General features: G+C 72.3%; 13 protein-coding genes. 8 read left to right on the top strand and 5 right to left on the bottom strand.

Going from position 1 to position 14978, the window contains the following annotated elements; genetic code table 11:
- Positions 1 to 8: 8 nt before the first annotated feature.
- Positions 9 to 1202 carry a type ISP restriction/modification enzyme gene (locus tag STRBO_RS0114950; protein WP_020114396.1) on the top strand — a complete coding sequence of 398 codons (1194 nt, stop codon included), beginning with the start codon at positions 9 to 11 and terminating at the stop codon, positions 1200 to 1202.
- 6 nt (positions 1203 to 1208) lie between these two features.
- Here the strand turns inward: STRBO_RS0114950 and STRBO_RS0114945 are convergent, their stop codons facing one another.
- The gene (locus tag STRBO_RS0114945; RefSeq protein WP_005485069.1) at positions 1209 to 1916 is read right to left on the bottom strand and encodes a TetR/AcrR family transcriptional regulator; all 708 of its coding nucleotides are present in this window, start codon (positions 1914 to 1916) and stop codon (positions 1209 to 1211) included.
- Between the two features lie 63 nt (positions 1917 to 1979).
- Between STRBO_RS0114945 and STRBO_RS0114940 the strand changes: the two genes are divergently transcribed.
- The 3 genes from STRBO_RS0114940 to STRBO_RS0114930 all read left to right on the top strand — a co-directional run bounded on the left by STRBO_RS0114940 (position 1980) and on the right by STRBO_RS0114930 (position 5065).
- Complete coding sequence (locus STRBO_RS0114940; RefSeq protein WP_005485068.1) at positions 1980 to 2957, top strand: daunorubicin resistance protein DrrA family ABC transporter ATP-binding protein; 978 nt, start codon at positions 1980 to 1982, stop codon at positions 2955 to 2957.
- Positions 2954 to 3736 (top strand): ABC transporter permease, encoded by a 783-nt coding sequence (locus STRBO_RS0114935; RefSeq protein ID WP_005485067.1) that lies wholly within the window; start codon positions 2954 to 2956, stop codon positions 3734 to 3736. Before STRBO_RS0114940 ends, STRBO_RS0114935 begins: the two co-directional genes overlap by 4 nt.
- A gap of 105 nt (positions 3737 to 3841) precedes the next feature.
- Positions 3842 to 5065 (top strand): CaiB/BaiF CoA transferase family protein, encoded by a 1224-nt coding sequence (locus STRBO_RS0114930; protein WP_005485066.1) that lies wholly within the window; start codon positions 3842 to 3844, stop codon positions 5063 to 5065.
- Between the two features lie 63 nt (positions 5066 to 5128).
- On the opposite strand, the gene STRBO_RS0114925 is transcribed toward STRBO_RS0114930, so the two are convergent.
- From STRBO_RS0114925 to STRBO_RS0114915, 3 genes are all read right to left on the bottom strand, one after another.
- On the bottom strand, positions 5129 to 5395 hold the full coding sequence (locus STRBO_RS0114925; RefSeq protein WP_028796661.1) for a hypothetical protein: 267 nt from the start codon (positions 5393 to 5395) through the stop codon (positions 5129 to 5131).
- Between the two features lie 115 nt (positions 5396 to 5510).
- Positions 5511 to 6323, bottom strand: a complete 813-nt coding sequence (locus STRBO_RS0114920) for an anti-sigma factor (RefSeq protein WP_005485064.1) — start codon at positions 6321 to 6323, stop codon at positions 5511 to 5513.
- A gap of 82 nt (positions 6324 to 6405) precedes the next feature.
- Positions 6406 to 6948 carry a sigma-70 family RNA polymerase sigma factor gene (locus tag STRBO_RS0114915; protein WP_005485063.1) on the bottom strand — a complete coding sequence of 181 codons (543 nt, stop codon included), beginning with the start codon at positions 6946 to 6948 and terminating at the stop codon, positions 6406 to 6408.
- A 265-nt stretch (positions 6949 to 7213) separates the two neighbouring features.
- On the opposite strand from STRBO_RS0114915, the gene STRBO_RS0114910 reads away from it, so the two are divergent.
- From STRBO_RS0114910 to STRBO_RS0114895, 4 genes are all read left to right on the top strand, one after another.
- Positions 7214 to 8734, top strand: a complete 1521-nt coding sequence (locus tag STRBO_RS0114910) for a DUF4331 domain-containing protein (RefSeq protein WP_020114392.1) — start codon at positions 7214 to 7216, stop codon at positions 8732 to 8734.
- Between the two features lie 136 nt (positions 8735 to 8870).
- Positions 8871 to 10421, top strand: coding sequence for a tetratricopeptide repeat protein (locus STRBO_RS0114905; protein ID WP_005485056.1), 1551 nt, complete (start codon positions 8871 to 8873; stop codon positions 10419 to 10421).
- Positions 10418 to 12286 (top strand): HoxN/HupN/NixA family nickel/cobalt transporter, encoded by a 1869-nt coding sequence (locus STRBO_RS0114900; protein ID WP_005485054.1) that lies wholly within the window; start codon positions 10418 to 10420, stop codon positions 12284 to 12286. Before STRBO_RS0114905 ends, STRBO_RS0114900 begins: the two co-directional genes overlap by 4 nt.
- 60 nt (positions 12287 to 12346) lie before the next feature.
- Positions 12347 to 14113: a serine/threonine-protein kinase gene (locus STRBO_RS0114895; RefSeq protein WP_005485053.1), complete on the top strand. Its 1767-nt coding sequence runs from the start codon at positions 12347 to 12349 to the stop codon at positions 14111 to 14113.
- On the opposite strand, the gene STRBO_RS0114890 is transcribed toward STRBO_RS0114895, so the two are convergent.
- Entirely contained in the window at positions 14097 to 14903 is an 807-nt protein-coding gene (locus STRBO_RS0114890) for an SGNH/GDSL hydrolase family protein (protein ID WP_028796660.1), read from the bottom strand. The genes STRBO_RS0114895 and STRBO_RS0114890 overlap by 17 nt on opposite strands.
- Positions 14904 to 14978 lie beyond the last annotated feature (75 nt).

Genomic DNA, 14978 nt, shown 5'->3' with positions numbered 1-14978 from the left:
GTCGTACGATGCCCAGCGTGACGCTCGACGACGCTCCGCTCCTCGCGGACCTGATGCCGTGGTCGGTCGCACCGCCACGGCTGGGGCGGGGGTGGCCGGCGGCCCCCGACGCGGCCTCCCTGAGGGCCCGCTGGGACGCGCTGATGAAGGCCGAGGGCCCGGACCGCGAGGCCCTGTTCGCGCCCACCCGCTCCCGTACCCCGTCCTCGGCGGTGGCCCAGTTGCCGGGCCGGTCCGGCGGCACCGGCCGGCTGGCCCGTGAGTCGGGCCCCTGCGCCGAGCCGGTCCGTGTCCTGGCCGCCCCGTTCGACGAGCAGTGGCTCATCCCCGACCACCGCCTGATCGACGCCGCCCGTCCGGAGCTGTGGCGGGTGGCGGACGAGCACCAGGTCTTCGTGGTCGAGCAGACGGTCACCCCGGACGCGCCCGGCCCCCTCCTCCTCGCGTCGGCCGTGCTTCCGCTCGCCCCGCCGCACGGCCCCCGCGCCGGCCGTGTCCACCCGCTGTACCGCCGCCCGGGGGCCGTCGAGCCGAACCTCGCACCGGGCCTGGCGGAGTACCTCGGCGAGCGTCTGGGCGCCGGTCCCGTCGATCCCGTCGACGTCCTCGCCTGGATCCTGGTCGCCGCGCGCTCCGGCCCCCGCGGCACCCGGGTTCCGCTGCCCGCCGAGGCGGACGTCTGGTCCGAGGGCGTGGAGCTGGGCCGCCGGACCCTGTGGCTGATGCGCCGCGACGGCGACCGTCCCAGGCTCCCCGGTGGCCGCCGTCCGTACGTGCGCGCACCGCTTCCCTCCCGGCCCGTGGAGATCCGCTACGACCGCGACGAGGAGACCCTCCTCATCGACGAGGGCCGTATCTCCCCCGTCCCGTCCGAGGCGTGGGACCTCCACGTCGGCGGCGTCCGTGTGCTGGAGGAGTGGCTGGCCCGCAGAACGGAACAGGCGGAGCCGGGCACGCTGGAGGCGATCCGCCCGGCGACGTGGCCGCAGACCTGGACGTCGGAGCTGCTGGAACTGGTCACGGTGCTGGCGCTGCTGGCGGAACTGCGCCCCGGGCAGGCCGAGCCGGCGGTCGGCCGGCCGATCACGACGGCGGAGTTGCGTGGAGCGGGTGTGCTCCCGGTCCCGGAGTCCGCCCGCCGGCCCGCGTCGGTCCTGGACCATCAGGAGGAGGGGCCGGAGGGTCAGTTCACGCTGCTGTAGGGCCGGTTACGGCGCGAACGAGTCCAGCACCCTCCCCACCATCCATTCGAACACGGCTTCCAGATCGATCGGCCCCGCGTCCTCCATGAACGCCGCGGCCAGCCGAGGGTAGGCCCCGCCGGCGATCTGCGCCCCGAGATAGGCGATCCTGACCTCGTTCTCCCGGTCCTCCGACCAGGGCAGTGACCGCACCCGCTCGGCCGTCGCCAGCTCGTTCGCCACATAGGTCGTCACGCAGCCGTTCAGCATGCCCAGAAGCTGCATCTTCGTCCCGTAGGGCGCGTCGAGCGGATCCATGCAGGCGAGGCAGTGCTCCAGGTAGCGCATCGCGTGGGGGCTGAACCCGTAGACCGGCGACATGAGCCGAGGCATCCACGGGTGCCGGCGCAGCAGGTCACGCGTCTGGTACGCCACCCGTCGCAGCTCGGCCCGCCAGTCCTCGCCGGGTTCCCACAGCTCGTGCTCCCCGGCGACCGCGTCGACCATCAGTTCGTACAGGTCCTCCTTGCGGGGCACGTAGTTGTACAGCGACATGGTGCCGCAGCCCAGTTCGGCCGCGACGTGCCGCATGGAGACCGCGTCGAGACCCCCCGCGTCGGCGAGCCGCACGGCCACCGCCGCGATGTCCGCGCGGCTGAACGCGGGCCTGGGGCCCCGGCCGGTGCGCTCGGGGCGCGCCCAGATCACTGCGGGTTCGGCCGCTCGGCCAGCCATCGGTCATCACCTCGATCACCATCGTAGTTACGTACAGCGTACGTAGTGCGCTATGGTCGACCCATGACAACTACGTACGCTGTACTTAGTGAGGGTCTGGAGAAGCGTTTCGGAGACGTCCACGCCGTGCGCGGGCTCGATCTGGCCGTGGCGGAGGGCACGGTGGTCGGGATGCTCGGCCCGAACGGTGCGGGCAAGACGACGGCCGTACGGCTGCTGGCGACACTGCTACGGCCGGACGCGGGCTCGGCCCGGATCGCGGGTCACGACCTGCTGCGGGAGCCGGGCGCGGTCCGGCGGGCGATCGGCGTGACGGGGCAGTACGCGTCGGTGGACGGCGATCTGACGGGGCGCCAGAACCTGCGGCTGTTCGCACGGCTGCACCGCGTCCGCGACACGGCCGGCCGCGCGGGCGAACTCCTCGACCGCTTCGGCCTGACCGAGGCCGCCGACCGGCCCGCCTCCACCTACTCGGGCGGTATGCGCCGCCGGCTCGATCTGGCGGCCAGCCTGATCCGGCGCCCGGCGGTGCTCTTCCTCGACGAGCCCACCACCGGACTGGACCCGGTCAGCCGCAACCAGATCCGGGACGCCGTGCGCGCCCTGAAGGAGGACGGGACGACCGTGCTGCTGACCACGCAGTACCTGGAGGAGGCCGACCAACTCGCGGACCGGATCGTCCTGATGGACCGGGGCCGTATCGCGCACAGCGGCTCACCGCCCGAGCTCAAGGCGCTCATCGGCTCCTACGCGGAGGTCGTCGTCGCCCACACGGACGCGATGACCGGCGCCGCGGCCGTCCTCGACCGACTGACCGGCGCGCGGCCCTCGTTCGACGACGAGCGACACGCGGTCGGCGCGGTCACCCTCGACCCGACACTCACCCTCCCCCGGCTGGTGCGCGAACTCGACGCGGCGGACGTGCCGTTGCTCGACGCCAGTCTGCGCCCGCCGACCCTCGACGACGTGTTCCTCCGCCTCACCGGGGGCACCGGCCCGGACCTCTGCGACCACTCCGACCTCAAGGAGCCTGCGGCATGAACGCGTTGGCGTACGACGGCACGGCGATGCTGGGCCGGCAGCTGCGACGGCTGCGGAACAACCCCGGACTGCTGATCCTGACGCAGACCATGCCCGTGTCGATGCTGCTGTTCTTCGGGTACGTCTTCGGCAGTGCCCTCGCGGTGCCGGGTGAGGAGTACCGGCGGTTCCTGGTGCCCGGTCTGCTGGTGGCGACGGCCGCCGGCGGGATCATGACCGGCATGTTCGAGGCCGCGCGGGACACGCACCGGGGCGTGATGGACCGCTTCCGCGCCCTGCCGATGAGCCGGGCTGCCGTGCCGCTCGGACAGGCGCTGGCGGACGTGCTCGTCACGGCCGCGGGGGCGGTGCTGTTCCTGCTGGTCGGGCTCGCGGTGGGCTGGCGGGTCGAAGGGGGCGCGCCGGAGGCGGCCGGTGCGTTCGGGCTGTTGCTGCTGTTTCGGTTCGCGGCCGTGTGGACGGGCATCTACCTGGGCCTGCTGACCCGCAACGAGGAGGCGGCGGGACAGCTGGGCGGCGCGACGTTCCTGCTGCCGCTGCTGTCCAACGCGTACATCCCGGCCGAGGGCCTGCCCGGCTGGCTGCGCACGGCCGCCGAGTGGAATCCGATCAGCGCGCTCGCCACGGCCCTGCGCGACCTCTTCGGCAACGCGCCCGTCCCCGAGGGCGCCGCCTGGCCGGTGGCCCATCCCGTCGCCGGGTCGCTGCTGTGGTGCGCCGTCCTGCTCGCGGTGTTCGTCCCGCTCGCGGTCCGCACCTACGCCGCCGGTCCCCGGTGACCGCCGCCCCCCGCGGAGGGCGGGCCGGAACCGGGTGAGCCGGGGCGGACGCAGGGGCACGTGACGCTCGGCACGCCCTGATGACAACGGCGTCCCGGCGGGGACATGATCCACGGCATGCGTCCACTCCCCCGCACCGGCGAACCGCTACCCCTGGACGGCGTCACCGTCGTCGCCGTCGAGCAGGCCGTCGCCGCCCCCTTCGCCACCCGGCAGCTCGCCGACCTGGGCGCACGCGTGATCAAGGTCGAGCGGGTGGACGGCGGTGACTTCGCCCGCGGTTACGACACGGCGGCCCGGGGCCTGGCCTCGCACTTCGTGTGGTGCAACCGGGGCAAGGAGTCCCTGGCGCTGGACCTGAAGGACCCGCGCGGCCTGGCCGTCGTACGGCGGCTGGTGGCGGACGCGGACGTGTTCGTGCAGAACCTCGCGCACGGCGCGGCGGCCCGGCTCGGCCTGGACGCGGCCACGCTGTGCGCCGCGCACCCCCGGCTGATCTCGGTGGACATCTCGGGCTACGGGGCGTCGGGACCGTACGCGGACAAGCGGGCGTACGACATGCTCGTGCAGTGCGAGGCCGGTCTGGTGTCGGTGACGGGGACGCCGGAGCAGCCGGTGAAGGCGGGTATCCCGGCGGCGGACATCGCCGCCGGGATGTACGCGTTCTCGGGAGTGCTGGCGGCGCTGGTGCGGCGGGGGACCACCGGGCGGGGCGGGCCGGTGGAGGTGTCGATGCTGGAGGCGCTGGCCGAGTGGATGGGGCATCCGCTGCACCACACGATGCACGGCGGGACCGCGCCGGCGCGCACGGGGCTCGGGCACGCGGTGATCGCGCCGTACGACGCCTACGCGACGGCGGACGGCGGGCGGGTGCTGCTGTCGGTGCAGAACGACCGGGAGTGGCGACGGCTCGCCGAACAGGTGCTGGGGCGCCCGGAGTTGGCGGACGATCCCGCGTTCGCGACGAACCCGGCCCGGGTCGAGCGCCGGGAGCGGACCGACGAGCTGGTCGCGTCGACGCTCGGGGTACTGGGCACCGACGCGGCGCTGGAGCGGCTGGAGGCGGCGGGGATCGCCTGTGCGCGGCTGCGGGACGTCACGGAGGTGGCGGAGCATCCGCAGTTGGCGGCGCGGGACCGGTGGCGGGAAGTGGAATCACCGGTGGGGCCGCTCAGGACACTGCTGCCGCCCATCACGCTGCCCGGCGGGGACGAGGCGCGGATGGGAGCGGTGCCCGCGCTCGGGGAGCACACCGGGTCGCTGCTCCGTGCCGCGGGGATGACGGACGAGGAGATCGCAGCGCTGCGCCGGGACGGTGTGGTCGCCTGAACGCGGGCCTCCTGCGGAAGCCCTTGATGCCTTGGTGTCTTGGTGCCTTGGTGCGGCCGGCGGCTAGCGGCTGCCGAACAGCGTGCGGCGCAGCCTCTTCAGGGGTGCGAACAGCGAGACCCGGCCGAGGCGCGTGTCCTTGCGGCTGCTGCGCTCCTGAGGGGAGCGTGACGTTATCTCGCGCATCAGCGAAGTCGCCTCGGCCGCCTCGCGCTGCGGCACGGCGGGGCCGCTCAGCACCGAGAGATGGCGGTCGAGCCGCGAACTGGTCGCGGTGCTCCCGCACGTGATCGCAGGGACTCGCGCCCTGCGCACTGCTATCTGTTCCATGTCACTCCCCACCCGTACGAGTCCACCCGGCCCGGGCAGCGTAACCATATCGCCCCGTTGGAGCACTCGGGAATCACGGGCCCGCTATTCCTCTACCCAGCAAGGGGGTTGTTGACTACTCTCCGAATCCGACCGATTCCAGGGCGAGTTGGACAACTGGCTGGCCGGTGGGCTGTGCTGAGCCGCCGTCGGGTTCGACGGTCACCGCGAGTGACGTCGCGTCGGTGTTCATTCCGTCCGCGACCAAGGGCGTGTCGCCGTCGAAGAGACCCAGGGAGCGTGGTTGCACGTCGGGGCGCATGAGCCAGAGCTGGTGCACCCGGTTCTTCGGGAGGTCCTCGAATCCGCTGAGGGTCACGATCGCGCTCCCCTCCTCGGCGGAAGCGATCACTCCGATCACATGACCCTCCGTGTCCCGGTCGTTGCTCGCCCGTGCGTCCGGCGCGGCGAGAACGTGGGCGATCTCACTGGCCCGTGCCCGTTCGGCGGCCAGTTCGTCCCGGGTGCGGTCGGCCTGGACGGCGAAGAGGGACGCCACCACGAGTGCGGCGGCGGCCGTGACGGTGGCCAGCGGAACGAGCCAAGAGCGCAGACGGGGCGCACGGGCGCGCGACTTCGGCGGCGGCTCGGTGCCCCACACATGCCGCGGCAGATGCTGCTGCCGCGAGGGCTGGGCGCTCCAGGAACGGTTTTCCTGGGGTGTGTTGCGTACGGCGGCGAAGACCCGCTCGCGCATCGCCGCCGGCGCCGGGGCGGCCGTCGACCAGGCGAGGCGGACGGCGTCCTCGGACAGGGCGCGCACCTCGGCGGGACAGCGGTCGCAGCCCTCCAGGTGCTTCTCGAAGCGGCGCCGCTCGTCGGGTTCCAGGGCGTCGAGCGCGTAGGGAGCGGCGAGCGAGTGGAGGTCCTCGCGGCGGAAGAGGCTCATGCCACGCCTCCCGTCGGCTCGCACGCCCCGCGGGGCGTGCGAGCGCGTGGACCCCCGGGTTCCACGCGGTGGATCAGGGCGCTCATGCGACTCCTCCCAGGCATTCGCGCAGCCGTGTGAGTCCGTCGCGCATACGGGTCTTGACCGTGCCGAGGGGGCAGGAGAGCCGCTCGGCCACTTCACGGTAGGTATAGCCGTCGTAGTAGGCGAGGGTGACGGACTCGCGCTGGAGGGTGGTCAGCTTGTCCAGGCAGTGGCGCACCCACTGGCGTTCGAGGCCGGCCTCGACCTCCTCGGCGACCTGGTCGAACGCCGGGTGGTGGTAGCGGCGTCCCTCGCGCTGTTCGCGCTCGGTGGCGGCGCGGGCACTGCGCACCCGGTCCACCGCACGCCGGTGCGCGAGGGTGAGTATCCAGGACAGGGCGCTGCCCCGGGCCGGATCGAAGCGGCCCGCGGAACGCCAGAGTTCGAGCAGCACCTCCTGAGCCACCTCCTCCGACTGCGCGGGGTCGCGTACGACCCGGCGCACCAGCCCGAAGACCGGGCCGGACACCACCGCGTACAGCTCCTCGAACGCCCGTTGATCGCCTCCGGCCACCCGGACCAGAAGCTTGTCCGCCTCCACACGCTCCCCCTCGTCTCCGGCCGAGCACGGCCATCCCCGCGCGTAAGGCATTCGCAACAGACCCACCTCCGGATGGGGTTACGGATCAGGCTGCCCGAAACGCGGGTGTTCGGTCGACCGATCCGAACATCGGATCAACGAATCGTGCTCTCCGCTGAGTCAACCTTTCAAACGCGCCGTAAGAACGTTTGGGATTCGACCAATCCACCCTGCCGACCGCTCCGAATGGCGTTCGTCAGGCAAGTTGGCACAGAGGACGGACGTCATGACACCTACTTCCAGGAGCGGCTCGGGACGCAGGAGCGTCGCGTCCCTCATCTGCGCATCGCTCGCCGCCGGCGGGCTCGCCGCCGCCGGCGTGACCGTACTGGAGCCGGGGGCGGCCTCCGCCTCCAGCCACCGGGAGGCCCCGCTCATCTCGGGTGAGCCCCAGTTCGACAACACCGATGTGTACGCGTTCGTCAGCCCGGACCACCCGGACACGACGACGGTCATCGCGAACTGGATCCCCTTCGAGGAGCCCGCGGGCGGACCGAACTTCTTCACCTTCTCCGAGGACGCGCAGTACGACATCCGCGTCGACCAGGACGGCGACGCCCAGGAAGACCTGATCTTCCGGTACACGTTCGACACGAAGACGAAGAACGACAAGACCTTCCTGTACAACACGGGCGTCGTGGAGAGCCTCGACGACCCGGACCTGAACATCACGCAGACGTACGACATCGAGCTCATCAAACTGAAGAACCGCCGCGCGGTCTCCAAGACGCGGCTCGCGGACGACGTGTGGGTGGCACCGTCGAACGTCGGCAAGGCCTCGATGCCGAACTTCAAGAAGCTGCGCGACGAGGCGGTCTACAAGACGGCGAGCGGGGTGAAGACGTACGCCGGCCAGGCCGACGACCCGTTCTTCCTGGACCTGCGCGTCTTCGACCTGCTGTACGGCGGTGACCTCTCCGAGGTCGGGCGGGACACGCTCAAGGGCTACAACGTCAACTCGATCGCCCTGCAGGTGCCGAGCGAGGCGCTCGTGCAGTCCAAGGACCAGCCGATCGTCGGCATCTGGTCGACGACCCAGCGCGCGGGCGCCGACGGCCAGTACCGCCAGGTGTCGCGCCTCGGCATGCCGCTGGTGAACGAGGTCGTCAACCCCATCGGGGACAAGGACAAGTTCAACGCGTCCTCGCCGGCGGACGACGCCCAGTTCCTGAAGAACGTCACCGAGCCGGAGCTGCCCAAGCTCATCGAGGCGATCTACAAGATCCCGGCGCCGAAGGAGCCGCGCAACGACCTCGTCGACGTCTTCCTCAAGGGCGTCGAGGGCCTCAACCAGCCGCCGCGCGTGACGCCGTCGGAGCAACTGCGCCTCAACACCTCCATCGCGCCCACCAAGAAGCCGAAGCGGCTCGGTGTGCTGGACGGCGACAACCAGGGCTTCCCGAACGGACGCCGGCTCACCGACGACGTGATCGACATCGCGCTGCAGGTCGTCGAGGGCGAACTCGTCGACGCGCCCAACGACCTGGGTGACGCGGTGAACAAGAACGACAAGAAGTTCGGCCACTCCTTCCCGTACGTCGGTCTGCCGACGGCCGGTTCGCGTGGCAAGACCGTCAAGGGCAACACCACGAACAGCGTCCGCAGCGCGATCGGTACCGGTGTCGAGAGCGGCACCGAGGACACCACGCTGATCGCCGCCTCGGCCGGCGCCGGCGCGGCCGGTGTCCTGCTCATCGGCGGTGGCCTGCTGTGGTGGCGCCGTCGCAACGACCGCGCCTACTACTAGGCCGCCCCGACCGGGCCCTCCCCCATCGGGCCCGGTCACCGAGACCGGCGCGGCCCGCCCGTATCCATCCCCCACGGCGCGGGCCGCGCCTCAGTATCACCACCATCGCGCTCGGCAAGGATGTTGAGGAGAGGGCATGTCCCCGCGTACGAACGACAGCGCGTCGCAGGACGGACGTCGGCGTCCCGGCGAGGGGACTCCCGAGACCGAGGCCGCCGAGCGCGACCAGGCCGGGCCCGCCCGCGCCTGCGAGGACGACACCGCCTCGTCCGACGTCACCACGGCCGTGCCCGCGTCCGAAACCGAGTCCGAGACCGGGTCCGCACCCGGGGCCGAAGGCCGTCGGCCCGCGTCCGAGTCCGGGCGGCGGCGGCTGGTGCGGCTCACCGCGTGCGCGGCCGCGCTGGCCGTCGCGTTCACCGGGTTCGCCGTGGCGCTCGGGGCCAAGGACGACGACCGGACGACGGTCGCGGCCTCCACCTCGCAGGGCGTCTCGGCGGCCCAGCTCGCCCACGGCGACCTCGACACGGGGGTCAAGCTGCTCCAGGCCCATCTCCGGCAGCAGCCCAAGGACTTCGGTTCCTGGTCCACGCTCGGCCTCGCCTATGTCGAGCAGGCCCGGGTCAAGGGCGACTCCTCCCGCTACCCGCAGGCCGAGAAGGCCCTGCGGCGTTCGCTGAAGCTGCGGCCGGACAACGACCCGGCGCTCGCGGGCCTCGCCGCCCTCGCCGCCGCCCGCCACGAGTTCGCCGACGCGCTGCGGTACGCGGACCGGGCACTCAAGGAGAACCCCTACAGCGAACGGGCGTTGTGCAGCCGCGTCGACGCGCTGGTCGAACTCGGCCGCTACGACGACGCGTCGAAGGCGGTGAAGCTCGCCGACAGCCGCCGCCCCGGCATCCCGGTGTTCACCCGGTACGCCTACGTCCACGAACTGCGCGGCGACGTGAAGACCGCCCGCCGTGTCCTGAACATGGCCCTGAGGTCGGCGGCCACGCGGGGCGACATCGCCTACGTGGCCACCCAGCTCGGCCAACTCGCCTGGCGGCAGGGCGACTACAAGACCGCGCTCACCCACTACGCGCGCGCCCTCGGCGCCGACGACACCTACCTCCCCGCGCTGGAGGGCCGCGCCCGCGCCCAGGCCGCGAGCGGCGACCGCGCGGAGGCGATCCGCGGCCTGGAGCAGGTCGTGGCCTCCTATCCGCTGCCCGGACCGCTCGTCGTGCTCGGCGAGCTGTACGAGGCCAAGGGCGACAAGGCCAAGGCCCGCGACCAGTACGCGCTGGTGGACGCCTACACCGCCATCGCCCGGTCCTACGGCGTCAACGCCGACCTCGACACCGCGCTCGCGGCGGCCGACCACGGTGACCGCAAGGCCGCGCTCAAGGCCGCCGAGGCCGAGTGGAAGCGCCGGGAGACGGTCCACACGGCGGACGCCCTCGCCTGGGCACTGCACGTCAACGGCCGCGACGACGAGGCCCTGCCGTACGCCCGCCGCGCCACCGCCACCGGCTACCGGGACGCGACCTTCCTGTACCACCGGGGCATGGTCGAGAACGCTGCCGGCGACAAGAAGAAGGCGAGGGCCTCGCTGAAGGGGGCGCTCGACCTCAACGCCGGTTTCTCGCCGCTCGGCGCGGCACGGGCCCGCACGGCCCTGAAGTCTCTGGAGACCGCCAAGTGACCACTCCCCGGCGCGCGTTCGCCTCCGGCACGGCCGTGTTCCTGGCCGCCTGCGCACTCGTCCTGGTCCCCACCGGGACGGCGAGCGCGCACCCGCTGGGCAACTTCACCGTCAACCGGTACGACGGCCTGGTCGCCGCCCCCGGGAAGCTGAGGATCCTCCATGTCGAGGACCTGGCGGAGATCCCGGCCACCCAGGCCGCGCCCGCCATCGAGCGGCAGGGCATGGGCGACTGGGCCCGGGAGCGGTGCGAGAAGGCCGCCGAGGGCAGTGAGGTCACGGTCGACGGGAGCGCCGTCGAGGTGGCGCTCGGGTCGAGCCGGGCCGAGGAACGGCCGGGCCAGGCGGGGCTGAAGACGCTGCGCGTGGAGTGCCGGCTGACGGCCGCCCTGCCCGACCGGGCCGCCGACGTACGCTTCCACGCGGCCGTCGACTCCGGGCCCGGCTGGCGCGAGGTCACCGCCCAGGGCGACCGGACGACCCTGGCCGGTTCGGACGTCCCCGAGGAGTCGGTCTCCGAGCGACTCACCAGCTACCCCGAGGAGTTGCTGCAGTCGCCAGAGGACACGGCGACGGCGTCCCTCCAGGTCGAACCGGGCGGCCCGGCGCTGACCGAGCAGCGCAGCGACGCGCCCGGCGCCTCGATCCTGCCGCGGGGCGCCGACCGCTGGACCAGGGCCCTCGACGACCTGGTCTCCAGCCACGACCTCACCCTCGGCTTCGGTGCCCTGGCCTTCGGCATCGCCATGTTCCTGGGGGCCATGCACGCGCTCGGCCCGGGTCACGGCAAGACCCTGATGGCCGCGACGGCCGCCGCCCGCGACCGGGCCCGGATGCGCGACGTGCTGCCCATGGCCGCGTCCGTGACGGTCACCCACACCCTGGGCGTGGTCGCCCTCGGCCTCCTCGTCCTCGCCGGCTCCGCCGCCGCCCCGTCCGTCATCACCTGGCTGGGCATCGCGAGCGGCCTGTTCGTGATGGGCGCGGGGCTGTCGCTCGCACGACGTGCCTGGCTGAACCGCAAACTGACGCTCACGCACGCGAAGGCCCACGACCAGGGCCACACGCACGATCACGACCACGGTCATGATCATGAGCATGAGCACGACCGCGACCACGACCACGGTCACTCCCACAGCCACGGCGACGGCCACTCCCACACGCACGACCACGCGCCCGCGCCCGAGCCCGCCCGTGAACTGGTCCTCGCCCAGGCCGCCCCCGCCCCCAGCCACGCGCACGGCGAGACCCGCACGCACACCCACGCGTCGGTCACGGCCCACACCCACGACCACCAGCACGATGACGACCACGACCACGGTCACGGTCACGGTCACGGTCACGGTCACGGTCACGGTCACGGTCACGGTCACGGTCACGGTCACCAACACGACCACAACCGCGACCACCCGCACAGTCACGACCACGACCACCACCACGCCCCCGCCCAGAAGCGCTCCCTCTTCGGTGGCGGCGTCACCCACACCCACGGTGGCTTCACCCACACCCACCCCACCGCCCCCACCCTGCGCGGCACGATCCTGCTCGGCTTCGCGGGCGGCATGGTGCCGAGCCCGTCGGCCGTGGTCGTCCTGGTCGGCGCGGCGGCGCTGGGCAAGGCCTGGTTCGGGCTGCTGCTCGTGGTGGCGTACGGCATCGGGCTGGCGCTCACGTTGACGGCGGCCGGGTACGCCGTCGTGAAGGCGGGCGGCTGGGTGACGCGGGTGATGGACCGGGGCGAGGGCCGGCTCGGCGGGCCGACGGCCGCGCTGGTGCGCAGGACCGTGCCGTTGATGTCGGCCCTGCTGGTTGTCGCCCTGGGAGCTGGTTTGGTGTTCAGGGGGGCAACATCCGCACTCGGCTGAGCTACTTTTGTGGGGAAATCGCACGGAGTGGAGATTTCAGGCGGATGCGAGTGACGGGGGATGGCCGTGTCCGAAGAACCGGGCAGTGAACGGGTGATCGCGGGCCGGTACCGGCTCCTGACCCCGCTGGGCGAAGGCGGCATGGGGACCGTGTGGCGGGCCCGTGACGAGGTGCTGCACCGCGAGGTCGCCGTCAAGGAGGTGAAGGCGCCGGGCGGGATCCCGGTGTCCGACGTCGAGCGGATGTACGCCCGGCTGGAGCGGGAGGCGTGGGCGGCCGCGCGCGTCGCCAACCGCAATGTCGTCACCGTGTACGACGTGGCCATGGAGGACGGCCGCCCGTGGATCGTGATGGAGCTGGTGCGCGGTGTGTCGCTCGCCGACCTCCTGGACGCCGAGGGCCCGATCGGCCCGCAGCGCGCCGCCCACATCGGTGCCGAGGTGCTGTCCGCGCTGCGCGCCGCGCACGAGGCCGGGGTGCTGCACCGGGACGTGAAACCGGCGAACGTGCTGATGTCCAACGACGGCCGGGTCGTCCTCACCGACTTCGGTATCGCGACGGTCGAGGGCAGCTCCGCGCTGACCATGACCGGCGAGGTCATCGGCTCTCCCGAGTTCCTCGCCCCCGAGCGCGCCCTCGGCCGGGCCTTCGGCCCCGAGTCGGACCTGTGGTCCCTCGGCGTGCTGCTGTACGCGGCGGTCGAGGGCAACTCCCCGTTCCGGCAGAACACTCCGCTCAGCACCCTGCGCGCGGTCGTCGACGAGGAGCTTGTGCCGCCGCACCGGGCCGGTCCGCTGGCCCCGGTGATCGAGGGGCTGCTGCGCAAGGATCCGGCCGACCGGATGCCCGCCGAGCAGGCCGAGCGGGACCTGCGGATCATCGGCGCCGGCGGTACGCCCTCCGGCACGGGCGGCACGCGCTCCGGTACGCTCGCGTCGGCGCCGTACGACCCGACGGTGGCCGCCTTCCCCGCCGCGGGCAACGCGGGCACGGGACGGACCACGAACCGGTACGGCGCGCCGACTCCGCCGCGCCCCGTCCCGGCCGCGGCGACGCACCCCTCCGCGGTGCCGGCCGGCGGGCGGGACCGCAACCGCCGTGCCCTCGTCTTCCTGGTCGCCGGTATCGCGGCGATCGCCCTTGCCGTCGCAGGGCTGACGTACGCCCTGGTCAACCGTGACGACGGTGGTAAGAACGGCAATCCCACCAACGGGGCGGGCACGGTGGGCGGAACCGACGGCGGGACGGCCGACGGCGGTACGGGCGAGGAGGAACCCGGCGGCGGCGCCACGGAGGACGACAGTGAGACCCCCTCCGAGACACCCGAGCAGAAGCCGACCACCAAGCCGCCCGCGCAGTCGGTCGACGTGACGGTGACGGGCGCGAACACCGACTACTCCGGCACCTGTCCGCCGCCGGACGACCAGGTGCCCAACTTCACCGCGACGTTCACCGTGGGCAGCGTCCCCGTGGACGTCCAGTACCGCTGGGTGGCGAAGAACGGCCAGCTCGACGACACCGGCTGGAAGACACTGTCCTTCTCCGCCGGCGGCGAGAAGACCAAGCGGGACCAGGTCGTCGTCTCGACGAACGGCAGTCACACGGACGAGATCAGCGTCGAGGTCCGGGGACCGGTGAGCAAGAGGTCCAACGCGGTCGCGTTCTCGGTGACGTGCGAGACCGAGGCCCCGACCACGGGCGGGACCTCCCCCGGCGACGACCAGGAGAACCCCGGCGAGTACAGCGACTCCGACGCCGACTACGACGACGAGGCCGGGGTCCTCACCGGGGTGGCTCCCTACGGGGCCGTCAGGCCGCGTTCCTGAGGACCGGCAGATAGCCGCCGGACTGTCCGGCGGCCTTCGGGTGGTAGGAATCGCCCGTGTTCAGCAGGTTGAGGCTGTGCAGCCACGCGCTGCCCGAGCACAGTTCGTGGCCGGTGAACGTCGGGCGGACGTCGCCGAAGGTGAAGCCGTGGTCGGCGGCACGTTTGGCGATCGCGGTGTTCAGGTGGTCGGCCGCGTTGTTGATGGCGGACCGCTTGGCCTGGGAGAGGCCGGGGCAGGTGCCGCCGAGCCGGTAGAAGCGGGGGTAGCCGAGCACCACCACATGGGCGGCCGGTGCCTTCGCGCTGATCGCCGAGTAGACCTTGTCGAGTTGGCCGGGGAGCGTGGAGTCGACGTACGCCTTGGCCGTGTTGATGCGCGCGAGGCAGGAGCTGTCGGACTGCAGGACGCAGGTGGTCATGACGTCGGCGAAGCCGGCGTCGTTGCCACCGACGCTCACGGAGACCAGCCCCGTGCCCGTGCCGAGCGGTCCCAGCTGACGCGCCAGAACATCACCCGTTCGGGCGCCCGAGCAGGCCGTGAAGTCGAAGGACGAGGGTGAGTTGGCGGCCGCCCAGAGGTACGGGTAGGCCTTCGTGCTGCGCTTGCAGTCGCCGCTGGAGGAGATGTAGCTCCCGGCGCCGACGCCCGAGGAGTAGGAGTCACCGAGCGCCACATAGCCGGTGGCGGCGGCCTGTTGGGACGCCTCGGCCGTCGTGGCCCCGGTGAGGGCGACGCCGACGGCCAGGAGGAGTGAGGTCATGTATGCCGCAAGTCGGGAACGTCTCATGGAACCTCCCTTTAGCAGGATCTCTGCCTCAACCGTCGTAGCAACTACGCGCGTTGATCGGAAGTGTCCATGTCA

Source organism: Streptomyces bottropensis ATCC 25435, from assembly GCF_000383595.1.
Taxonomy (GTDB): Bacteria; Actinomycetota; Actinomycetes; order Streptomycetales; family Streptomycetaceae; genus Streptomyces; species Streptomyces bottropensis.
Note: the sequence above shows the minus strand (reverse complement) of the source record. Positions and strands in the feature narration are given on the sequence as shown.

Excerpts from the sequence above, each read along its gene's own strand:
- STRBO_RS0114950 (WP_020114396.1), top strand. The coding sequence starts at position 9 with ATGCCCAGCGTGACGCTCGACGACGCTCCGCTCCTCGCGGACCTGATG.
- STRBO_RS0114945 (WP_005485069.1), bottom strand. The coding sequence starts at position 1,916 with ATGGCTGGCCGAGCGGCCGAACCCGCAGTGATCTGGGCGCGCCCCGAG.
- STRBO_RS0114940 (WP_005485068.1), top strand. The coding sequence starts at position 1,980 with ATGACAACTACGTACGCTGTACTTAGTGAGGGTCTGGAGAAGCGTTTC.
- STRBO_RS0114935 (WP_005485067.1), top strand. The coding sequence starts at position 2,954 with ATGAACGCGTTGGCGTACGACGGCACGGCGATGCTGGGCCGGCAGCTG.
- STRBO_RS0114930 (WP_005485066.1), top strand. The coding sequence starts at position 3,842 with ATGATCCACGGCATGCGTCCACTCCCCCGCACCGGCGAACCGCTACCC.
- STRBO_RS0114925 (WP_028796661.1), bottom strand. The coding sequence starts at position 5,395 with ATGGAACAGATAGCAGTGCGCAGGGCGCGAGTCCCTGCGATCACGTGC.
- STRBO_RS0114920 (WP_005485064.1), bottom strand. The coding sequence starts at position 6,323 with ATGAGCCTCTTCCGCCGCGAGGACCTCCACTCGCTCGCCGCTCCCTAC.
- STRBO_RS0114910 (WP_020114392.1), top strand. The coding sequence starts at position 7,214 with ATGACACCTACTTCCAGGAGCGGCTCGGGACGCAGGAGCGTCGCGTCC.
- STRBO_RS0114905 (WP_005485056.1), top strand. The coding sequence starts at position 8,871 with ATGTCCCCGCGTACGAACGACAGCGCGTCGCAGGACGGACGTCGGCGT.
- STRBO_RS0114895 (WP_005485053.1), top strand. The coding sequence starts at position 12,347 with ATGGCCGTGTCCGAAGAACCGGGCAGTGAACGGGTGATCGCGGGCCGG.
- STRBO_RS0114890 (WP_028796660.1), bottom strand. The coding sequence starts at position 14,903 with ATGAGACGTTCCCGACTTGCGGCATACATGACCTCACTCCTCCTGGCC.